The 21,767-nt window shown below is 63.1% G+C and carries 21 protein-coding genes; 9 read left to right on the top strand and 12 right to left on the bottom strand.

What is annotated here, in order from left to right; all coding sequences use genetic code 11:
• Position 1: 1 nt before the first annotated feature.
• On the top strand, positions 2-499 hold the full coding sequence (locus M0639_RS00380; RefSeq protein WP_058036999.1) for a hypothetical protein: 498 nt from the start codon (positions 2-4) through the stop codon (positions 497-499).
• A 7-nt stretch (positions 500-506) separates the two neighbouring features.
• Here M0639_RS00380 and M0639_RS00375 read toward each other — a convergent pair whose 3' ends face one another.
• Complete coding sequence (locus tag M0639_RS00375) at positions 507-1,115, bottom strand: hypothetical protein (protein ID WP_003943589.1); 609 nt, start codon at positions 1,113-1,115, stop codon at positions 507-509.
• On the bottom strand, positions 1,112-1,576 hold the full coding sequence (locus M0639_RS00370; RefSeq protein ID WP_003943603.1) for a GNAT family N-acetyltransferase: 465 nt from the start codon (positions 1,574-1,576) through the stop codon (positions 1,112-1,114). Before M0639_RS00370 ends, M0639_RS00375 begins: the two co-directional genes overlap by 4 nt.
• A gap of 148 nt (positions 1,577-1,724) precedes the next feature.
• Between M0639_RS00370 and M0639_RS00365 the strand changes: the two genes are divergently transcribed.
• Positions 1,725-2,300 (top strand): hypothetical protein, encoded by a 576-nt coding sequence (locus M0639_RS00365; protein ID WP_064073637.1) that lies wholly within the window; start codon positions 1,725-1,727, stop codon positions 2,298-2,300.
• 10 nt (positions 2,301-2,310) lie between these two features.
• Here the strand turns inward: M0639_RS00365 and M0639_RS00360 are convergent, their stop codons facing one another.
• From M0639_RS00360 to M0639_RS00350, 3 genes are read right to left on the bottom strand one after another with little or no spacing between them, the layout of a single operon-like run.
• Complete coding sequence (locus M0639_RS00360) at positions 2,311-3,255, bottom strand: tyrosine-protein phosphatase (RefSeq protein WP_054780978.1); 945 nt, start codon at positions 3,253-3,255, stop codon at positions 2,311-2,313.
• Between the two features lie 51 nt (positions 3,256-3,306).
• Positions 3,307-4,470, bottom strand: coding sequence for an Rv3169 family protein (locus tag M0639_RS00355; RefSeq protein ID WP_003943541.1), 1,164 nt, complete (start codon positions 4,468-4,470; stop codon positions 3,307-3,309).
• Complete coding sequence (locus tag M0639_RS00350) at positions 4,467-5,675, bottom strand: phosphotransferase family protein (RefSeq protein WP_050656388.1); 1,209 nt, start codon at positions 5,673-5,675, stop codon at positions 4,467-4,469. The genes M0639_RS00355 and M0639_RS00350 overlap by 4 nt, the downstream gene beginning before the upstream one ends.
• A 124-nt stretch (positions 5,676-5,799) precedes the next feature.
• Between M0639_RS00350 and M0639_RS00345 the strand changes: the two genes are divergently transcribed.
• Positions 5,800-6,423 (top strand): TetR/AcrR family transcriptional regulator, encoded by a 624-nt coding sequence (locus tag M0639_RS00345; RefSeq protein ID WP_003943532.1) that lies wholly within the window; start codon positions 5,800-5,802, stop codon positions 6,421-6,423.
• A gap of 30 nt (positions 6,424-6,453) precedes the next feature.
• Complete coding sequence (rraA, locus tag M0639_RS00340) at positions 6,454-6,930, top strand: ribonuclease E activity regulator RraA (RefSeq protein ID WP_003943552.1); 477 nt, start codon at positions 6,454-6,456, stop codon at positions 6,928-6,930.
• Between the two features lie 15 nt (positions 6,931-6,945).
• Here the strand turns inward: rraA and M0639_RS00335 are convergent, their stop codons facing one another.
• Positions 6,946-7,173, bottom strand: coding sequence for an RNA-binding S4 domain-containing protein (locus M0639_RS00335; protein WP_003943569.1), 228 nt, complete (start codon positions 7,171-7,173; stop codon positions 6,946-6,948).
• A gap of 88 nt (positions 7,174-7,261) precedes the next feature.
• Between M0639_RS00335 and lysX the strand changes: the two genes are divergently transcribed.
• The 4 genes from lysX to M0639_RS00315 all read left to right on the top strand — a co-directional run bounded on the left by lysX (position 7,262) and on the right by M0639_RS00315 (position 13,615).
• Positions 7,262-10,618, top strand: a complete 3,357-nt coding sequence (gene lysX / locus M0639_RS00330) for a bifunctional lysylphosphatidylglycerol synthetase/lysine--tRNA ligase LysX (RefSeq protein WP_064073638.1) — start codon at positions 7,262-7,264, stop codon at positions 10,616-10,618.
• A gap of 13 nt (positions 10,619-10,631) precedes the next feature.
• Positions 10,632-11,522 carry an alpha/beta fold hydrolase gene (locus M0639_RS00325; protein ID WP_003943576.1) on the top strand — a complete coding sequence of 297 codons (891 nt, stop codon included), beginning with the start codon at positions 10,632-10,634 and terminating at the stop codon, positions 11,520-11,522.
• A gap of 78 nt (positions 11,523-11,600) precedes the next feature.
• Positions 11,601-13,010 carry a GGDEF domain-containing protein gene (locus tag M0639_RS00320; RefSeq protein ID WP_003943555.1) on the top strand — a complete coding sequence of 470 codons (1,410 nt, stop codon included), beginning with the start codon at positions 11,601-11,603 and terminating at the stop codon, positions 13,008-13,010.
• A 5-nt stretch (positions 13,011-13,015) separates the two neighbouring features.
• Positions 13,016-13,615, top strand: coding sequence for a histidine phosphatase family protein (locus M0639_RS00315; protein ID WP_003943544.1), 600 nt, complete (start codon positions 13,016-13,018; stop codon positions 13,613-13,615).
• On the opposite strand, the gene M0639_RS00310 is transcribed toward M0639_RS00315, so the two are convergent.
• The 6 genes from M0639_RS00310 to M0639_RS00285 form a co-directional block, all read right to left on the bottom strand.
• The gene (locus tag M0639_RS00310; protein WP_042453339.1) at positions 13,616-14,605 is read right to left on the bottom strand and encodes an ABC transporter ATP-binding protein; all 990 of its coding nucleotides are present in this window, start codon (positions 14,603-14,605) and stop codon (positions 13,616-13,618) included. It abuts the gene before it with no gap.
• Positions 14,605-15,702 (bottom strand): ABC transporter ATP-binding protein, encoded by a 1,098-nt coding sequence (locus M0639_RS00305; protein WP_064073639.1) that lies wholly within the window; start codon positions 15,700-15,702, stop codon positions 14,605-14,607. Before M0639_RS00305 ends, M0639_RS00310 begins: the two co-directional genes overlap by 1 nt.
• Positions 15,699-16,793, bottom strand: coding sequence for an ABC transporter permease (locus M0639_RS00300; RefSeq protein ID WP_230359944.1), 1,095 nt, complete (start codon positions 16,791-16,793; stop codon positions 15,699-15,701). Before M0639_RS00300 ends, M0639_RS00305 begins: the two co-directional genes overlap by 4 nt.
• Complete coding sequence (locus tag M0639_RS00295; protein WP_003943571.1) at positions 16,786-17,742, bottom strand: ABC transporter permease; 957 nt, start codon at positions 17,740-17,742, stop codon at positions 16,786-16,788. The genes M0639_RS00300 and M0639_RS00295 overlap by 8 nt, the downstream gene beginning before the upstream one ends.
• A gap of 127 nt (positions 17,743-17,869) precedes the next feature.
• Positions 17,870-19,489 (bottom strand): ABC transporter substrate-binding protein, encoded by a 1,620-nt coding sequence (locus M0639_RS00290; RefSeq protein WP_058036995.1) that lies wholly within the window; start codon positions 19,487-19,489, stop codon positions 17,870-17,872.
• A gap of 182 nt (positions 19,490-19,671) precedes the next feature.
• Positions 19,672-21,267, bottom strand: coding sequence for a Na+/H+ antiporter (locus M0639_RS00285; protein ID WP_030536674.1), 1,596 nt, complete (start codon positions 21,265-21,267; stop codon positions 19,672-19,674).
• A 26-nt stretch (positions 21,268-21,293) separates the two neighbouring features.
• On the opposite strand from M0639_RS00285, the gene M0639_RS00280 reads away from it, so the two are divergent.
• Positions 21,294-21,614, top strand: a complete 321-nt coding sequence (locus M0639_RS00280) for a UBP-type zinc finger domain-containing protein (RefSeq protein WP_003943615.1) — start codon at positions 21,294-21,296, stop codon at positions 21,612-21,614.
• The last annotated feature ends 153 nt before the right edge of the window (positions 21,615-21,767 follow it).

Below are 21,767 nucleotides of genomic sequence, written 5' to 3'. Positions count from 1 at the left end.
GGTGGCGCAACTCTGGATGCTCGAGGATCTCGAACCGTGGCGCGACACCCCCATGCCTGGCGATACTTGCGAACCGACGACCTATTGGGCCAGTCCCGAAATGTTGGACCTTCCCGCCGAGGTCTGCTGCGAAATCGATGCACGCATCGCGACCGTGACAATCGACGGCCGCACTGAGCACATAGCCCATCTCGGAAACGGATTTACGACACTGATCGGCGACGATGTCGGAGCCGTCGGCAAGACGCGGTTGAGAGGCTGCCTGGTGTGGGATCGCTACCTCTGGACTCGATACCGCACTCAGCCCACCGGGCGCGTGCGGGTGAAAGAGCGGCCCGGCCACCTCGTTCAACACGAAACACTCTTGACGACAATTCATCCCGGTCTCTTCAACGTCGTCTTCGACGGGCCGACGGTGTACTGCGAGACGAGTTGGGTACCTACCGATTTCGGCGTCCGCTGGAACACGCTGGTAGTCGAACTCGAGACTTGGAAGTGATCGGGCGTCAGTGCCAATACGGCGGATCGATATCCGGGTCGTCGAGCACGGCGTCGATCCGCGAATCAGCCACAATTCGAATGATGGCCTCCTCGGGGGCCGCAATGGTCGCGAAATGTGGATCGACATCATTGGTTATGCACCAGGAATGATCAGCCGGCCAGATGAAGGCCGGATCAGGGGAAGAACCCCACGGCCAACGAGCTGAGTTTTCCACGCTCCAATCGGCGTAGTCGGCAAGCGTTCCACGAAAGAGCCAGTAGTCACGATTGGGGATCTCGAACCGCGGAACGTCATCACCGACTGCCGACCCCCACCCGGTCCACATGCAGAAATAGCACTCGTCGGGTGTGGTTGTGTAACTGGACAACACATCCAGGGCGAAGCCGATCAGCACTTTCTCTTCCGGCCCGGTTTGATCGAAGTCGACATCATTGGATTTCTGACCGGGAAAGCTCGGATCGGGGATGAACCGTAAGCGCGCATACTTCGGAAATCCGATCGGGCCGCGCCCCGCCAACTGATACCAAGGAAGATCCTGATCGACCAGCCAATCGGTAGCCGCCAGATCTGTGCACAATGTCAGGCCCGTGCTGGGCTGATCCGTAATTCTCATGCCTGGGAAAGGGAAGAGCCTCGACCCGCGCGACGCAGGGTGATCAATTCATGGTTCGTCTCGGCGTCGTGTCGACGCCCCTCTTCTTCGAACTCCATCAGCGCATAGAACCTGCGGGCGCGATCGTTGAGCGTGTAGACCTCCAGTGTCACCTCGCCGTGCATGGTTGTGGCGTGTTCGACCAACGCCCGCCCGACGCCCAACCCTTGTGACGCCGGCGCGACGAACAGTCCCCCGATTTCGGAGCCGATCATTCCCAACAGTCCAACGACAGCGGAGTTGTGCTCAGCGACCCAATTGTCGGCCTGAATCAGATAGACCTCTCGCATCTTCTGCTCGCGTTCGCCCGTCCCCTCACCCGCAAGGAACGGATGGGCTTCACGGGCAGCGCGTGACCACAGGTCGACGACCACGTCCTCATCCGAGGGCTGGTAGCGGCGAATGATCAGATCCTGGTTCACAATCCGACCATACCCTCAGACATTAGAGGACTGGCTGGCGCCGAAAATGTTCAATTCGCGGATCTACGCACGACGACCCCGACGTATATCAGTGGACGATTCCGTTCGTTGCCGCTCCGCAGTTACTGCGGTGTGCAAGGGTTGTCCGATGACTGACGGTGATCCGACAACTGAGCGTGGAGGTCCGGCATCTTGGTGGAAGGTGACAGCGATTGTCGCCGCAGTGCTTGTCGCCCTCACGTGCGGCGTCATCGTCTGGTCCTTCATGCCGCCGGTTGTGTACTTTCCGTTCTTTGCGCTCGCAGCCTCAGTACTGCTCGGTTTGGGCGGAGTGTGGTTGATACTCAGCCTGATTGGCTGGATGAAGTACAAAACTCTGCGTTTGAGCACGATCGCGCCGGTGATCGTGCTCGTCACCGGTGCGCTCGTGACCTTGTCCGTCCCTTCGCGTGCTGCGTTTGCATTGTCGAAAGATTCGCTCGAAGCAGTGGCCGCGGATTGCCAGAAGTCGATGGACAACCAAACAATTGGCGTCTACCGGGTCCTGCAGGTCTGGCCCGTCGGCAACGGGTGCCGCTTCCACATCGAGGGTGGTCTAATCGATTCGATCGGATTGGCGTACTTACCTGACGGCGCACCATATCTCGGCAAGCCCCGCCGCGACGGCGAGATCGGATACCAGGAGTTCGACGGCGACTGGTACTCGTTCGTTCAAGCGTTTTAGCAGCGAGAAACTAGCCGACCAGCTTGGCCTTCAGAAGCGCGATCGTGTCCGGAGTGAGTCCGAGACCTTCGGTGAGATAACCGTCGACGGTTCCGTAATCGCTGGCTACCTGCGCGAGTCCAGCTTCCAGGTACGAAGCGTCGACACCGAGGGCCGGCTCGAGATTGGTCGCCACCTGCGGGCTCAGGGCCTGAGAGATCTGCGCAAGGATCTTCTCGTTGGTCGCCTGAAGGTAGGTGTTGCTCAACAGATAGTCGTCCATGATCGTCTGGGCGGGGACACCGGCGATGGACTGCAGCAACATCGCGGTCCAACCCGTGCGGTCCTTGCCTGAGGTGCAATGGAACAACTGCACCCCGTCACTCGCAGCGATGTCCGAGAGGACCTGCTTGAAGCCGGCACGGCGAACGGGATCGGTGACAAAACTGCGGTTGGTGTCGACCAAGAACTGCTTGGCCTCCTCCGGCGACTTGATCGTCGTCGCGAGCTGGGTGAGATCCTTGAACTCGATGGGGATGTTCGTGTACGTCACACCGTCCGGGAGTTTGTCCGCGCCACCGATGAACGGGTTGGAGATCTCGGTTGCGCCGCGCAGGTCATAGGCGTCGGCAAGCCCGAGGCCGGTGAGTGTCGTCTTGTCTGCGTCGGTGGTAGCGGTCAGCGCATTGGACCGGTAGATGACGCCGCGCTTGAGGTGTGAGCCGTCGACGGTGGCGTATCCCCTACCGTCGTTGCCGGCAACGTCGCGAAAGTTGGCCACGGAGGCCAAATTCGGTGTCGGCGCGAGGACAGGATCGAGCGAGCCGAGATCGACCGCTCCAAGCGAGCCTGTGTTGAGAGAGCCCAGGTCGAGCGGGATTGCCGTGGCGGGAGCAGCAAACATCAGACCACCTGTAACAACTAATGCGGCGGCCTTTGCAGTGCGAGCGAACAACATTCGTGTGCGTGTGGACATGTGGCAGTGCCTTTCTCTGCAGTTTGGGATTTGTGGTGTGGTGATCTGGAGTTACGGAGCGACATCACCGATGCCGGTAAATCCGTATCGCTGGTGAGGTCCGATGACTGCTACCTCGAACAGGCCTGTCCCGGTGCGGGTTACGCCGTCCTCGACGAGGGTGAACCGAGCCAGGTTGTCGACCGGGCACAGCATCTTCTTCCACGATTCGATGTCCGAAACCTTTTCCCGCAGGCCTTGAACCACCAGTTCGCCCTGCCACATCCCGTGGCGCCAATCCTGCTCGAGTCCGTAGCCCGTGCCGACACCGATGTAGTTGGGCAGTATCGGTTCGCAGGTGATCTCCAGGATGTGGTCGGATTCGCCTGGTGCACCGGGGCGCCGGAAGTACAGAGTTCCGCTCTTCACCTCGCGAGTACCGGAAATGAACGTGAGCTGGTGGTCCGGTCGACCCAACCACTCCGGCTCGCGCGAGCGGTCCGCCCAGACGCGAGTCGCATCTTCGAGGATTCGGCGTCCCTGCTGATCTTCTTGAACGATCGTGACGATGGTGAAGTCGCCGAATTGCATGATCGAGTAAATCCAGAAGAAGTTCTGACTGCCGGCTATCGCCGGATCTGCCTTGCGTCCAGGCGGTTCCGCTTCGCCGACCGGTCGCACACCCCAGGACCGATCGCGATTACCCCGCCACGTCTCCGGGGTGACCGGGATGACGTCGCCGTCGACGGTCAGGGATCCGGACCATGTTCCGGTCTGCACGAATCGTTGCGTGTCGAAGGTGACTCGTTCGAGCTGGCGATGGAAATGTCTGGCCTCGAGATTGGCGGGGCCGTCGGACTCGAAGGTGAGGTCGAAGCTCAGGTCCGGCGCTTCGGGACTCGGGTCCAACACCACACGTAGGCGGTGCAGACCCTCGATGATTTCGATTCGCAGCGGGCCTACTGACAGGTCCATACGATCGTCACCCAAGGCTCGGGATGCCCGGAAGACAATATGGTCTTCGCCGCGCCGAAGAACCGCAAAGCCGTCGCATACACCAAGATTGGGGTACTGACCGAGACCGATGATGAGAAACAGCGGCTCGGTGTCGCCGTCGACGCCGGCATGGCAGTTGAAGTAGTAGCGGTCGTAGAAGTTTCGATCCGAGGTGCCCACGTGGCGGATGGTCTCGGCGATCTGATGTACCGGGTAGTCGTCGAGCGGGGACAGTGTCATCGTGCATCTCCTGTTGTGAGCGGGGATGTTGCGAGCGACTCCCAATAGGTGCCGTCGAGCATGGCTTCGAGTGTTTTGTGGTGCAGGATCATCTCGTCCGGGTTGTCGGGGAATTCGGCCTGACCGAAAGCCACTGCGCGGCTTTGGACTCGGAACATGATCACCGCGTGCCGCAGCGCGGCGTAAAGGATGTAGAAATCTAGATCCGCAACCTGGTGGCCGGAAAGCGAGCCGTAGGCCTCTGCCACGTCCTCGCGACGAAGGAAGTCCGGCATTCCGGGGAGTCCGGCCATGGCAGCGAGATCCTCGAAGAACCTGTGCTGGAAGATCATCCAGCCGAGGTCCAGCTCACGCGGCCCCAGTGTGGCCATCTCCCAATCGAGGACCGCCGCCGGCTCGAAGTCGCGGTAGATGACATTTCCGATCCGCGAGTCACCCCAGCAGAGCACTGCGGAACCGGAATCGACGGGAAAGTTCGCTTCGATCCAGTCGAAACCGCGCTCGATCAAAGGAGATCCTGGTCCGTCGGCTGTTGCCCACTCGTAATAGCGCCGCTGGTCCTCGAGGTGCGCGCGAAGTGCTTCTGCCCCAGTCGGTTCGGCACCATCGCGGCACAACTCGGGGAGTGCGAGGTGCGGATCGGCCATAGCGTGTAGCTCGGCGAGCACCCGGACCGATGACTGCTGGAGTCGAGAACAGTCGTCGGCCGAAGCTTCCGAGAGCCAGGATCCGAACGTGTACGGCATGACATCGGGCGGGATTTCGCCCTCACGCCGTTCCATCACGAAGAACTCGCCGCCGAGCGCGTCCGGGTTGCTCTCGGACCAGTACACCCGCGGGATCGGCACCGACGTGTGAGCGGCGACGGCGCTCATGACCCGAAACTGCTGGTCCAGGTTGTAAGACGGAAAGATCGGTACCGCACTGTCCCGCGGGGCGATACGGGCGACCAAGCGATGCTCGGCTCGAATCCCGTCCTCGATCCACGTCGCATCGAAAAGCACAGTTTCGTTGGACATGCCGTTCGCGGCCGGCACCTCGACCGAGGTCACGGAAGGTTTCGAACCTCGCCACAGCACGGTCGCGAGCCAGCCTTCGAGGCTGCGCCGCATCTCCGCCGGGTCGTTGCGGGATTCGCCGGGCCTGGCAAATTCGGCGTAGTCGGGATCTTCGCCGGAGGTTTCTGTTTCGGTTCGAAGGTTCATCACCACTCCTCGTGGTTCGGTGGCGCCGATGCGCACGTGCCGATTGTCGATACAATATGTATCGACTAAAGCCGTGACAGAATGTAACGGCCATCACAGCGATACCGCAAGGGATTTGCCCAAAATGTCCAAAGATTCCGAAACTCAGCACCGCCTGGGCCCGCAGCGAAACCCTGCAATCGACGACGCAGTACTGGACGCGACCAGGCAACTGTTGGAAGAAAAGGGGTACGCGGGCACGTCCATCGACGCCATAGCCACGCGTGCGGGAGTAGGACGTCCAGCCATCTACCGTCGGTGGCCGTCGAAGGCACACATCGTCAACGACGCGATCTACCCCGTACTCGACGTCGAACAGGGCGCGGACATCGACACCGAACTCGGCACCGAGGGCACGATCACGGATCAGATCCGCGCGCTGGTGCACGGCGCGGTTGCTCTGTTCGCAGCTCCCGCCACACGAGCCGCTGCTCCCGGATTGATGAGCGAAGTGCGAACAAACGCGGAATTACGCGACGTTCTCGTGGTGCGGCAACTGGCCGGAGTCCGCGTCGAGCTGAACCGTCGACTCGAGGCGGCGAGAGAGCGCGGCGACATCCGAAGCGGCGTCGACGCCGACGCTCTTCTCGACATCATGGCGGGCGCGGCCATCTTCGCGCTGTCGGTTCGTGACGTCTCGGACCCGGGACCGTTTGCTGATTCTCTTGCCGACATAGTGCTGAACGGCATACTCCCCGACGACAACTAGGCGCCAACCTCGCCGACTATCCTGTGGGGCATGACCGAGCCTGTAGCGACCGCTGACCTTGCCGACGAGATCGGACCCGACATCCGTAGCTGCGACACGCAGTTCACCCAGTTCGGTGGACGTGAAGTGTTTGCCGGCCCCATCACGACCATCAAGTGCTTCCAGGACAACCTGCTCGTGAAGCAGACCCTCAGTGAACCGGGCAACGGCGGAGTCCTCGTCGTCGACGGTGACGCGAGCATCCACACCGCGCTGGTCGGCGACATCATTGCCGGCCGCGGCGTCGACAACGGCTGGGCCGGCGTCATCGTCAACGGAGCCGTCCGCGACTCCGCGATCCTGCGCACCCTCGACATCGGCGTCAAGGCTTTGGGCACCAACCCGCGCAAGAGCACGCAAACCGGTTCGGGCGAGAAGAACGTGCCGATCGAAATCGGCGGAGTCACCTTCAACCCCGGCGAGATCGTCTACAGCGACCAGGACGGCGTCGTCGTTCGCGAGAGCTAGTCAGAAGTCGCGGGATCAGGCGGGGGCTTCCACTTTGGCGGCCATCCCGCCGATCTCGACGACGTCGCCGTCACGAAGCTGGCGGCCCCGACGATCTTCGACCTCACCGTTGACCGAAACCATGCCGTCGGCGATCACTTCCTTCGCCTCCGCGCCCGATTCGATGAGGTTCGCGAGCTTGAGAAACTGACCGAGCCGAATCATTTCGTCGCGGATGGGTACTGCTGGAATGTTGTCGGTCATGTCAATCATCTTCCTCCTCCCACAAAACTGGACACGACAGACCACACTTAGCGTGAGGATCTGATCGACCGGTAGGAGAGGAAGCTCGATGGCACCATTGACCGAGGTATCGGACACCACTGCAGAGTTGGTGGAATCGCCACCCGAAAATCCGCGCCAGGCGCGTCGATTCCGCAAAGGGCGGTTCAGCCAGGTTCCCCATATCTCGGGACTGATCCTCGGAGTCTTCTCCGTACTGGTGTTCCTGTGGAGCATCTCGCCGGTACTGCGGCACATCCTCCGCGTCCCACGCGAATACATCGACAGCTACTACTTCGACGCACCGGATACGAGCCTGTCGTGGGCGCTCGTCGTCGCCCTGCTCGCCGCCGCCCTCGCGAGCCGCAAGCGCATCGCCTGGTGGCTGTTGACGATCTACCTGTCACTGATCACCCTCACCAACATCGCCTCCGCGATCGTCGACAAGAACCCGAACAACGCCGTGGCGGTTGTCGTTCTGCTTGTCGTGATCGGAATCCTCATCGCGGCGAGGCCCGAGTTCTACACACGCGTACGGCGCGGCGCCGGCTGGAAAGCACTCGGCGTACTGATCGGCGGCATGGCTGTAGCGACCGTGATCGGTTGGGGCCTTGTCGAACTCTTCCCAGGTGACCTACCGCAGAACCAGCGATTCCTCTGGGCCCTGAACCGCGTCACCGCTGCAGCTTCGGTCGACAACGAGGTGTTCGACGGCCACCCGCGTGTCTTCGTCAACACGGTCCTCGGTCTCCTCGGTGCCATCGCGCTACTCGCAGCCGTCATGACGCTCTTCCGCGCGCAACGCTCCAACAACGCGCTCACCGGAAACGACGAGTCCGCGATCCGCGGGTTGATCCAGAACTTCGGCGCCGACGATTCGCTCGCCTACTTCGCCACCCGCCGCGACAAGGCCGTCATCTTCGCACCGAGCGGCAAGGCCGCGATCACGTACCGCGTCGAGATCGGCGTCTGCCTCGCCAGTGGTGATCCCATCGGTGATCCTGAAGCGTGGCCGCACGCCATCGAAGCGTGGCAGGGGCTCGCATCGCAGTACGGCTGGGCGACGGCCGTCATGGGCGCCAGCGAAACCGGGGCGACGGCATACAAGAAGGCGGGCCTGAGCGTCCTGCAGCTCGGCGACGAAGCGATCCTGCGCACCCGCGAATTCAATCTCAACGGACGCGACATGCGCCCGGTGCGCCAGGCCGTCACTCGCGTGAGGCGTCACGGCGTCACCGTGCGGATGCGACGCCATCGCGACATCCCGCCCGAGGACATGGCAGCCGTCATCATCCGCGCCGACGACTGGCGCGACACCGACACCGAGCGCGGCTTCTCCATGGCGCTCGGCCGACTGGGCGATCACCTCGACGGCGATTGCCTCCTCGTCGAAGCCGTCATGGGTGAAGGCACCGAGGACGAAAGCGTCGTCGGCATGCTCTCGCTCGTGCCGTGGGGACCGAACGGTGTTTCGCTCGACCTGATGCGCCGTAAGCCGACGGCGCCCAACGGTGTCGTCGAATTGATGGTCTCGGAGTTGGCCACACGTTCGGACGAGATCGGCGTCGTGCGAGTTTCGCTCAACTTCGCCGTGTTCCGCTCGGTGTTCGAGGAAGGTTCGCGCATCGGCGCGGGCCCGATCCTCCGCATCTGGCGCTCGGTGCTCGTCTTCTTCTCCCGCTGGTGGCAGCTCGAAGCGCTGTACCGCTCGAACGTGAAATACCAGCCGGATTGGGCGCCGCGCTTCCTCTGCTTCGAGGACAACCGCGAACTGCCGCGCGTCGGATTCGCGTCGGCCATCGCCGAAGGCTTTGTGGTGCTGCCCAGTTTCGGGCGCAAGTCCAGCCAGGTCGTCAAGCACACCGGCACGCATGCGGCGGTGCCGGCAGCTCTGGTGACTTCCGAAGGACTGCATGCCGACGGCAGCCCGCCGGACTCGGCTCCGACGTTCACGACCAACGGTCCGCGTCGACCCGAGCAGGTCCGCGTGCGCATGAACAAGCTCGCGCAACTGGCCGACGAAGGGATCGCCGCCTACCCCGTCGCCTATCCACCGACGCACACGATCGCGGCCGCAGCGAAGTCACCGGAGGGCACCCGCGTGCGAATCGCGGGACGCCTCCTGCGGGTCCGCGACTACGGCGGAGTGGTGTTCACGGACGTGCGCGACTGGTCCGGCGACATCCAGGTTCTGGTCGACCAGGACAACGTCGGCCGCGAGAAGTTGGCGGAGTTCGCTGCCGAGTTCGATCTCGGTGACCTGATCGAAGTCAGCGGAACCATCGGGCGCAGCCGCAAGGGCGAGCTGTCGCTCGTCGCCGTCGAGTGGCGCATGAACGGCAAGTGCCTGCACCCGCTGCCGGACAAGTGGAAGGGCCTCTCGGATCCCGAGACCCGTGTCCGCCAGCGGTACCTCGACATCGCCCTCAACCCGAAGGCCCGCGAACTTCTCGAGGCTAGAAGCGACGTCGTGAAGTCGCTGCGCGATTCACTCGGTGGTCGCGGATACCTCGAAGTCGAGACCCCGATTCTGCAGCAGGTGCACGGCGGAGCGAATGCCGCTCCGTTCCTGACACACATCAACGCGTACAACCTCGACCTCTATCTCCGCATCGCACCCGAGCTGTACCTGAAGCGGTTGTGCGTCGCCGGTATGGAGAAGGTGTTCGAGATCGGCCGCGTGTTCCGCAACGAGGGCGTCGACTTCAAACACAATCCCGAATTCACGATCCTCGAGGCCTACGAAGCCCACAGCGACTACGAGGGCATGATGCAGATGTGCCGCGAGCTGATCCAGGCGGCGGCCGTCGCAGCATTCGGTCGCGAGATCATCATGCGTCCCGGCCCGGACGGCGAACTGGTCGAGGTCGACATCTCCGGTGAGTGGCCGGTGAAGACGATGCACGGCGCCGTCGCCGAAAAACTTGGTGTCGACGTCTCCCCCGAGACAAGTCTCGAAGACCTGCAGAAGTTGTGCGACGCCAACGAGATCCCGTACCAGTCCAGCTGGGATACCGGCGCCATCGCGCAGGAAATGTACGAGCACCTGGTCGAGGACTACACGGAGTTCCCGACGTTCTACACCAACTTCCCCACCTCGATGTCGCCGCTCACCCGGCCGCACCGCAGCATCCCCGGCGTCGCCGAGAAGTGGGACCTGGTGGCGTGGGGCGTCGAACTCGGAACCGCATACAGCGAGCTGACCGACCCTGTGGATCAGCGCAACCGGCTCACCGAGCAGTCGATGCTCGCGGCCGGCGGCGACCCGGAAGCGATGGAATTGGACGAAGACTTCCTCCAAGCCCTCGAACACGCGATGCCGCCGACGGGTGGTCTCGGGATGGGCGTCGACCGAATCGTCATGCTGATCACGGGTGGCAGCATCCGCGAGACGCTGGCCTTCCCCCTCGCGAAACCGCGTCAGTAGTCCGGATTCTCGCGTGCCGGAATTGTTCCACGTGAAACCACCGGGCGAGATCTTGCAGGTCGGCGAGAGCCGACTGCATGTTCTTGCCGAGGGCGACGGCCCCGTCGTCGTCCTGTGCGGTGGGCTGGCGGGCAATTGGTTCGACTGGGATGACTGCGCGCGTCATCTTCAGTCGGACCACACCGTCGTCCGCTTCGATCGCCCGGGCTTCGGGCTCAGCGAGCCTACTTCCGAAGTTCCGACCGTCCGCGGCGAAGCTGAGCGGATCCGCGACGTGCTCGACATTCTGGGACTGAGTGGTCCGGCCGTGGTGGTCGGCCACTCCATCGCCGGCTTCTACGTCGAAGGCTTCGCGCGCCTGTTCCCCGATCGGGCGGCGGGGATGCTCCTCCTCGATTCCAGTGCCGAGAAGGAGCCGAAACGTCTTTTCCCCCGCGACCTGCTGCTGATCGCCTCCCGAGCCGCCGCGGCTTCGTTCAGCACCACCGGGCTCCAACGACTCCTCGGTACGACGACGCGCAAAATCCTCAACCAGTCCGTGCCGCCGAGCGGGTCGTCCGAAGCCACTCTCGAATGGGTGCGGAAGATCTACCGCGAGCCTCATTATCTGGAAGCGGCGATGATCGAATACGTCGCGTACACCGATATGGCGCTGGAGCTCACCGCTTTACGACGCTCGAGCAAGCATCCACTGCCCGACATCGACCTCAGCGTCGTTGCTGCACACACTGGCCACACCACTCCCTGGTCCATCGCCTGGATGGCAAAGCAGCAGAAACTCGCCACCTACCTCGGCGGGAGTTTTCACGTCCTGCGCCCGGCGCATCACCACGCGATGATCGATCAACCCGAGGAGTTGGCGAACTTGATTCGGCGCCTCACGCAGCCGAACCGTCGGGGATGACACTTAAAGTTACAACTCGGACAGTAGCCGGATCATTGCTAGTCTCGGACAGCTTCTGCTTTCTACGACAGGCTGACCATGGACCGTTCGACACGTCGGGTGCGCTCGTGCCTGATTTTCGTGGCGATCCTCGTTGTCGCCCTGGCGGGCATCGCCGCCCGTCCGCCCGGTTTTCTGTCGACCTTCTGGCCCGCCAACGCGATCCTTCTGGGCATTCTCCTCCGTAACCCACGCTCGTTTGCGCCGATCGGACTCGCTGTCGGCGGCGCAGCGCTGCTGACGGCGGATCTTGCGACCGGAAGCCCCGTGCAGAGGGCCTTCGAACTGAATGCGATCAATCTGGTCGGCGTCACGACAGGATTGATCGCCGCGAACTTGCTCGGCTGCTTTCCACGGCGAATCTCCGAGACGAAGTACACGGCCAGAATCTTCCTCATCTCGGTTCTGGCGTCGTTCACGGCCGGGTCCGCCAGCGCACTACGCACTCAACTCCACGAAGGAAGCGGTGCGGCAACGGAATTGGTGGGGTGGTTCTTCGCCGACCTGTGTACGTATCTGATCGTGCTGCCGATCGTTCTGTCGGCACCGACGCTCGAACACATTCGAAGAACCTGCGGGCCGTCCGTGCGGCAGAGTCTGCGCTTGAGGCGGCTCGCACAGATCCTGGCACCTCTGGCCGCTCTCCTGGCCTGTCTGCCACTCGCCCTGGAGGTCCAGGGAGCCCTTGCGCTGCTGCTGCCGATGCCGGCGCTCCTGTGGTGCGCAATGCGTGTCTCACTGTTCAGCACTTCGCTCCTGGCAGCCGGATGGAGCGCGTGGGCACTGGTCATGGCGGGTAAGGGACGTCTGGCACTGGCAGATCCGGTGCACCTACTCAGTGAGGGGGTGACCACCCGGATCTCCGTCATCTTGATGGCACTCTCCCCCATCGCCGTAGCCGTCGCCACTGGCGCACAGCGGCGCGCTGAGCGAGAACTCCAACGCATCGCCGAATGCGACGCCCTCACCGGAACGCTGAGTCGCCACGCGTTCTGGACCCAATCGCAGGAACTCCTCGACGCCCAGCACGCGGCGCAACGACCGATCGCCGTCATGATGCTCGATCTCGACCACTTCAAATCGATCAACGACAACCTCGGCCACCTCACCGGCGATTCCGTCCTCGAACAGTTCGGAAACACCCTCCTCGCCGCTACCGAAGGGCTGGGACTCTCCGGCCGACTGGGTGGTGAAGAATTTGCCGTCGCCGCCGCCGACTGCACCTTCGAGGAAGCCATCCAGCTCGCGGAGCGCATCAGAGAGGCGCAAGAGGCCCACGCGCGATCCATTCGCGGTTTCGCGGGAACGGTCAGTATCGGCGTCGCCTGGGCCGATCGCGCGATGCCGGGCATGGAGACTCTGCTCGATATCGCCGACAACGCGATGTACCAGGCAAAACGCGACGGCCGAAACCTCGTGGTGGCGTTCGATCTCTACATGGCAAGGTGACGTAGGTGCAACTACTCCTGATCCGACACGCGCTCCCCGAACTGGCCGAGGTCACCGAAGGCCGCGCAGATCCCTCGCTGACCGACGAAGGTCGTGCCCAGGCACTACGGCTGCCCGCAGCACTGGCGCCGTACCGGATCACCGGACTCTTCAGCAGCCCGCAAAAGCGCGCACTCGAGACCGCAGCCCCGGTAGCGCAGATATTGGGCCTTCCGGTCACCCAGCGCGAGGGTCTGGCGGAATACGACTACGAGCAGCCGCACTACATCCCGATGCACGAGGTCCTGGAGCGGGCGCCGGAAACCTATGCGCGCATCAAAGCCGGCTGGCTCCCCGAGTCGGTGGACGGCGACGCCTTTCGTGCGCGAGTCCTCGGTGCGATCGACGAGATAGTCGCGGCAACGGACAACGACGCCACCGTGGCGATCTTCTGCCACGGCGGCGTCGTCAACATCGTTCTGCAGGAACTGCTCGGACTGGAGCGCCCGTTGACCTTCCCGATCGAGTACGTGTCCGTCACGCGCATTCTCGTGTCGCGAAACGGAAGCCGCAGGGTCGGGTCGATCAACGAAACCGGTCACGTACGCAACATGCTTCGCGTGTAGTCACACGTGGTGGCACGCCACCTGATGGCCGCCCTCGACGAGACGCAGCTCGGGAACTACCTCGGCGCAGAGATCAGTAGCCAGCGGGCACCGCGTGCGGAAGCGGCAGCCACTGGGCGGATTGAGCGGCGAGGGCAGTTCGATGACCTTCTGCTCGACGTTCTGCGCCGCGGTGACGGTGGCGTCGGGATCGGGAATCGACGCCAGCAGTAGCTGCGTGTACGGGTGAAGCGCGCGGTTCTGCATGTCTTCTGCGGGAACGATTTCGCAGACGCGGCCCAAGTACATGATCATCACGCGGTCGCTGATGTTCTTCACTACGGCCATGTTGTGCGCGATGAACAGCAAAGACAGCCCGTGACGCTTCTTCGCATCCTCGAGCAGGTTCAGAATCTGCGCCTGCACGGACACGTCGAGGCTCGAGACCGGCTCGTCACAGATCAGGACCTTGGGGTCGAGCATCAATGCGCGGGCGATGCACACGCGCTGGCACTGACCACCCGAGAGTTCGCGTGGGGTTCGATCCCACACCATGTCCGGGTCCAGCCCGACCTCGGCAAGAACCTCGCGCGCCCGAGCTTCGATGGCGGCCTTGTCTTTTCCACCCCAGATCGACGGACCCTCGGTGATGAGAGCCTTGACCTTGCGACGGGGATTCAGGGAGGAGATGGGATCCTGAAAGATCATCTGCAACTGAGTGCGGCTGCGACGCAATTCTTCCGCGCCCAGTGCCGTCATTTCCGTCTCTCCGAGGCGGATCGAGCCCGACGTCGGTGAGGGCAACTGCATGATCGCCCGGCCCGCCGTGGACTTGCCACAGCCGGATTCACCGACCACGCCCAAGGTTTCGCCCGGCGCGACGGTGAAGCTGATTCCGGACACGGCGTGAACGGTCTGGCCCTTGCCGACGTTGAATTCGACGACCAAGTCCTCGACCGTCAGGGCCGCGTCCACCGTCTCGGGCTTCCTGGTATCGGTTGCTGCAGTCATCAGACCATCTCCTTCACCGCGAGCGTCAGGCCCGCTGCGGTAGTGCCGGCCTTCTCGTTGGCGACCAATGCCGTTGTGCCTTCGGGGGTGTCGACCGGGTAGTGGCACGCGAACGTGTGGCCTTCGGTTGTGTTGTCCCCCGGTCCGCCGGGAGCCAGGGCCGGGTCGCCGGTCAGGCAGTCGTCCTGGGCGTAACGGCAGCGGGCGGCGAAGCGGCAGCCGGTGATCGGCTTCGTCATGTCCGGGAGACCGCCCGGAATTGTCTGCAGCACTGTGTGCGTCGGTGACTCGAGTCGCGGAATCGCGGCCATCAGCGCTTCGGTGTACGGGTGGCGAGGACGAGTGAACAACTCTTCGGTCGCCGACGTTTCCACGACGGAACCGGCGTACATGACCGCAACACGGTCCGATCGACCCGAGACCACACCGAGGTCGTGGCTGATCAGAATGACGGCCATGTTGAGCTTGTCGTTGAGTGAGGCGAGCAGATCGAGAATCTGCTTCTGCACCGTCACGTCGAGAGCGGTGGTCGGCTCGTCGGCGATCAGCAGTTTCGGCTCGCAAGCCAGCGCCATCGCGATGACCACGCGCTGTCGCATACCTCCCGAAAGTTCGTGGGGGTACTGGTCGAGCCGACGCTTGGGCTCGGGGATACCCACCATCGACAGGAGTTCCGCTGCGCGATCGCGGGCCGCGTCCTTCTTCAGACCCAGGTGGAACTTCAAGGATTCGGTGATGTGGGTACCGATGCGCTTGAACGGATTGAGCGAGGTCATCGGATCCTGGAAGACCATGGCGATCTCGGGTCCCCAGAAGTGCTTCATCTCCGACTTCTTCATCGTCGACATGTCGCGGCCGGCAAACGTCACCGTCCCGCTGATGTCGAGAGCCGGGCCCTTCTGGAGCAGTCCCATGATAGTGCGCCCGAGAACCGACTTGCCGGAACCGGATTCACCCACGATGCCGAGAGTTTCGCCGGCGGAGACGTGGATCGAGACACCGTCGACTGCTCGCAACTGGCCACGGGGAGTGGCGAATACGGTTCTGATATTGTCCGCCTGCAGCAGCGGAACGCCGTTCTGAGCTGAAGTGGTCACAGCTTACTCCGATACTTCTCGCCGATGAGGTTGAAGGAGAACACCGTAAGGAAGAGGAAGACGCCTGGTACCAGGACGATGAACGGATGCTTCTCCACGATCCCGCCCTGACCTTCCGCAATCATGTTGCCCCAGGTCGGATCAGGTTGTGCGATACCGAGTCCGAGGAAGCTCAGTGATGCTTCCGCGACGATCAGGCCGGAAACGGCCACCAGTCCGAGCGCGGCGACGGGAACGAGGACGTTGGGAACCAACTCGCGCCAGATGACGCGCCATTTGGTGGCGCCCATGGCTCTCGCGGCAAGCACGAACTCCCGTTGGGCGACGACGATGGTGTTTGCCCTGGCGATTCGAACCATGCTGGGAATGCAGAGAATCGACAGTGCGAGGGTGATGTTGCGCAGGTTCGACGTGAGCACCGCGGCCAGTGCGATGAGCAGCACCAGAGAAGGAATGGCCAGCAGCGAGTTGGTCAGGATTCCGACCACGGCGTCGACCTTGCCACGGAAATAGCCGGCCATGACGCCGATGGTGCCACCGATGATCATGCCGATCAGCACGGCGCAGATGGCGACAGTCAAGGAGGCGCGAGCACCGAACAGGGCGCGGGCGAGGAGGTCGAGACCGAAGTTGTTGGTACCCAACGGATGATCGGAGAGCAGGCTCGGCGAGGCGAAGCCCGGCTCGGCCAAGGTCTTGACCGTGTCCTTGTACTCACCGAGTGGCAGCAGCGGCGCGAAGATCGCGGCCAGGATCAGCGCGCCCAGCCAGATGCACGCCAACCAGTACGAGAGATCGAACTGACTGCCCCACTTGGACGTACCGAGTTTGCCGAGACCCTTGAAGAGGAAAACCAGGGCAACGAGCGCGAGCACGATGCGGACGGTCATCATGATCGCTGAACCGAAGAGTGCGGTGCCGAGCAGCGCAACGCCGACCACTGTGAGAATCGATCCGATCAGGACCAGATTCTTGGGCTGTTCCAGCGTCTCGACGGGACCGGGAGCCAGCAGGACTGTCTGCTGCCGGTATGTCATCACCTCGGACGGGGCCGGCGACGGGGCCGCTCCGTCTGGCGTCACTTCAGACATGGACACGACGACTCCTCGGGTCAAGATAGGTGTACAGAACATCGATCGCACTGTTGACGAGGACGTAGATGACCGCGATCACGACCACCGCGCCCAGCAGCATCGGCGAATCACCCTGCTGCGCTGCGCGGACGATGAGCGTGCCCATTCCGGGCAGTGAGAACAGCGTCTCGACGATCACGGTGCTGCCGATCATGCCGCCGAGAGCCAGACCCATCATCGTGATGAGCGAGAACGACGACGGGCGGAGCGCGTCGCTGAAAAGCACTCGCAGCGTGGGCATTCCCTTGGCCTTCGACGCGAGGATGTAATCCTCACGGAGCGTCGTCACCAGGTCGGATCGGAGAACGCGAGTGAACATCGCCATCTCGAGGAGGCTGATGGTGATCGCGGGAAGTATTGCGTGTGAGAGGTTTCCGGACAGGCTGTCGCCGATGCGCACCCACTGTGATCGCGGGAACCAGCCGAGCCAGTTGACGGTGACCATGATCAGCAACAGACCGGCGAGGAAGCTCGGGACGGAAAGAACACCGAACGTCGCGGCGCTGATGACGCGGTCGATGACGCCGCCTTCGTGGTGCGCCGACCAGAGTGCGAGCGGAACTGCGACGACGAGTGCGATGACCAGACCCATCACTGCCAACTGAACGCTGACGGGGAGAGCGGAACTGATCGCGGTGAGGACGTCCTGCTGCGGGGGAACGAGCGAGTTGCCGAGGTCGCCCTGGAGAGCGCTGGTCAGCCAGTCCCAATAGCGAACCAGGAGTGGATCGTTGAGTCCGAGCTGCTGCCGAACTTCCTCGTACTCGGCAGGCGTTCGGCCTTCACCGAGAACGGAGACAGCGGGATCGCCGGGGATCAGTGATGCCAGCACGAAGGTTCCGAAGCTGACGATCAGGATCACAATGACGAGCTGGCCCAATTTCTTACCTATTGCGCCGATGTTCATCGATTTCGTCTCCTTCGGACAGCGAGCTCGCAATACACAGCAGTTCCTCTGATTTCATTTCTTCGTTCGCAGCCGGCCCCGATCCGCTGCAATACGGGCGCGGGGCCGGCTGTGAACTTCAGGCTCTCTAGGACTTCCAAGCTCCGTCGAAGAGCACGATTCCGTCGAGGCTCTGCTCGAGTCCGTGAACGTTCTGGTTCCACACGTCGAGTGCGGCGACGTTGCCCCACACCTGCCACGGGACGGTCTCGTTGGCGCGTTCCTGGATCTGGGCCAGGACTGCCTTCTTGTCCTCGTCGGTGGTTGCGACGCCCAACTTGTCCAGGAGAGCATCCATTTCGGCGTCGGAGTAGCCGGTCGCGTTGTTACGGCCACCGGACTTGATGCCCGTGTACAGACGCTCGTAGGGATCGGCCTCGGCGAGGCTCAGTGCTGCGGTGCTCATGTCGTAGTCGTGATCGGCGTACATCCGCTTGACCAGATCACCTGCACCGGTGACGTATTCGATCTGAGCGTCGAAGCCGACTGCGTTGAGCATCGCCTGGATGGCCAGAGCCGTTGCCTGTGCGGACGGTTCCTGGATGGAGAGGAAGGTGATCTTTCCGTCGTAGCCGTCGGCCTTGGCCTGATCGAGCAGTTCCTTCGCCTTGGCGGGATCGACGCCGATCGGTGCGACGTCGTTGTGCCAGCGCGAGGTGTCCTGGAAGATCTCCTGGCCGGGCAGTCCCTTGCCGTTGTTGACGCGGGTGTTGAGCGTCTCCGGATCGACGGCCAGCGCCATCGCCTGGCGGACACGGACATCCGAGCCCGGGCGGCCCGGGGCCATGTTCACGTTGGCGATGTAACCGAGCGACGGGATGTCGACGAAGCCGGGGTAACCCGACTCGATCAGATCCAGGATCGGGGTGAGCGTACGCATGTACGCGGCGTCGATGCCGCCCGTCTTGAGTGCTTCGGCGGTGGGCTGAGCGCCGACGATGCTGATCAGCTTGAGCTTGTCGATGTTCGGTGCGCCGTCGTAGTAGTCGGGGCGAGCAGCCAACAGCAGTTCCTCGTTGGGAGCGAACTTCTCGAGGGTGAAGGCGCCGGCGCCGATCGGGGTGAACTGGTCACCCTGCTGGGCGCTCGGGGCGACGATCATGCCGGGTCCGGTGGCGAGCATCGACTGGATGCCTGTCCACGGATCAACGAGGTTGAAGACTACGGTCGTCGCGTCGGGGGTGTCGATCGAGGCAACCTTGGAAGCCCACAGGCTCGACTGAGGTCCCTTGTTGGTGACGTAGCGGTTGATGCTGTCGGCGACGGCCTTCGCGTCGAGAGCTGTGCCATCGCTGAACTTCACACCGTCGCGGAGCTTCAGCGTCCAGGTCTTGCTGTCCGAACTCGCTTCCAGCGACTGAGCGAGCTTGGGCTCGAACCTCTGCCCGATGGGGTCGTAACGCATGAGCACGTCGTAGATGGCGCTGAGCTCGCTGCCACCGGTGGCGCCGGCAACCTGAGCCTTCGCGGGATCGAGAGTCGTGACCGCCGAGTAACCGCTGAACGTCAGCGTGCCGCCCTTGGTGGGAGTGCCGGGATCGGCCTGCTCGTTGACCATGCCGATCTTCAGTGAGGAACCGGAATCAGCGGATTCGCCGCCGCCATTGCTCGAGCCGTTGTCGGCGCACGACGCCAGGAACATACTTGCGGTGATCGCCAGCGCAGCCGCAGCCAATCTGCGACTTCCGCGGCGGGAACTACGACTCATTCGAATGCCTCCAAGGCGGGGTAAGACCGTGACGTGATGTTGAACACGAAACAGTCTGTGATGGGAGGCACAGAAAATTGGATCGAGTCTCGCTCAGTGGAATCGGTTAAGTTGCAGGCCTCAACAGTCAGGTAAACCGACCCTGGCCAGCGGTTACCTTCGTGGACAGCAGACCAGCCGGTCTAGTCCCGGTCGAGCGTCGCTTCCTCGAGATCGAGCTCGCGAAGCACCTTCCGGAGGACCTCGTCGTCGATCCGGCCGGCATCGCGTTCGGCGATGAAGACGCCTCGCTCGGCATCGATCATCTCGAGGCGCAGCGAGCGGAAGGCGTTCGACGGGCTCTCCCCCAGATCCTCGTCGCTGCGTCCCAGTCGCTCCCACGCCGAGTTCGCGCGGTGGGTGTTCCAGCTTCGCAAGATGTCCGCGGCACGATTGCGGACCTGAGGGACGTCGTCGGCGTCGGCTCCGACCAATTCGTCCAGCCGCGCCGCAGCGGCCCGTGCAGCCTTGTCCTGGGCTGCCGCCTCGGCGCGGGCGTCGGACTGCTCTTCGTCCCCCTGCACGCCGAGGACACGGATCACCCACGGCAACGTCAGGCCGTGCAGCAACAGTGTGCCGACCACGACGACAAACGTCAGGAAGAGGATCAGCGAACGGCCCGGGAAGTCCTCCCCACTGTTGACCGTCAGCGGAATGGCGAAGGCAGCTGCCAGCGACACGACCCCTCGCATACCGGCCCACGACACGACGAACACCGCCCGCGCCGAAATCTCCGGCTCCCTCGCTCGAATACGCGGCGACAGCCAGCGCGGTACGTACGTGAACGGGAACACCCAGGCGATTCGGACCACCACGACGGTCACGAGAACGGCAACCGACGCCCAGACGACGATCGAAGTGCTGTACCCCTGCAATCCGTTGACGACACTGGGCAATTGGAGACCGATCAACAGGAAGACGAACGACTCCAGGATCAGGTCGACGGCCCTCCACACTGCCGTGTCCTGCAAACGCGTCGCATAACTCGCGCGAGTGGAGCGCTGGCCGAGGAACAATCCGGCTACGACGACCGCGATGACGCCCGACGCGTGGACCTCTTCCGCAGCGAGGTAGGTAAAGAACGGCACCACCAATCCGATTCCGCTCTCCATCACCGGATCCTGGAGCTTGCCGCGAACCTTCGAGATGACGAACCCCACCGCGAGGCCGATCACCGTTCCACCGACCGCCGCGACGAGGAAGGTCTCGAAGCCGCCGATCAGCGTCGCACCCGTACCGACGGCAGCCGCGAGAGCGACCTTGTACGCCGTCAGAGCGGTGGCGTCGTTGAGCAGGCTCTCCCCGCCCAGCAGGGTCATGATTCGGCGCGGCAGGCCGAGCTTGCGTCCGATTGCGCTCGCGGACACCGCGTCCGGCGGCGCCACGATGGCGCCGAGAACCAGAGCAGCCGCTATCGAGAACTCCGGCACGATCAGGTAGGCGACAAAGCCCACCGCAGCCGTCGTCGCCAGGGGAAGCCCCACCGCGAGAAATCCGATCGGACGCAGATTCGAGCGCAAAGCCAGGTATGAACTGTCCAGTGCTGCCGAGTACAGAAGTGGAGGCAACACGACGAACAGGACGAGGTCGGGATCGAGTTCCAATTCCGGAACACCCGGTATCTGACAGGCGATCAAACCGACCAGGACGAGGATCAGCGGCGAAGACAGCCCGAACCTTCGCGCGACCGCCGCCACCAGCAACGCCGCTACTACAACCCCCAGTAATATGCCGTTCACCCTGGCAGCATGCAGTATGGAAGGCGATGAAGAAAATCCTGAAGCGAGCAGCAGCTCGCACACAGCAGCCCGCACCCGCTCCCACCGGTTGCGAGGAACTAACCAACGCGCCCGAAACGGACCCGGCGGCGCTGACGCCCGGCGTCTGCCAGGAGTGCGCCGAGTTGGGCGAGGATAACTGGTCTCACCTGCGCATGTGCCTGTCCTGCGGCCACGTCGGATGCTGCGATTCCAGCCCTCATCAGCACGCCACCAACCACTACCGCGAAACCGGGCACCCGGTCATGCGCTCACACGAGCCCGGCGAATCCTGGCGCTGGTGCTACGTCCACGACCTGATGGACTGACCGCGCGCGACTGGCGGTGCACTGCGCATAGTGCCCACCTGTCACGGCGCACAGGCCTCGGTGTTGCGCACATTGCTCAATCCACTGGGTAGCTATTGCCCAATCTGTATGCCGATGATGGACTTTGACGCAGAATCTGCACAACAGATCGAC

Source organism: Rhodococcus qingshengii JCM 15477 (assembly GCF_023221595.1).
GTDB classification, from domain to species: Bacteria; Actinomycetota; Actinomycetes; order Mycobacteriales; family Mycobacteriaceae; genus Rhodococcus_F; species Rhodococcus_F qingshengii.
This window is presented reverse-complemented; position numbering and strand designations above follow the sequence as displayed.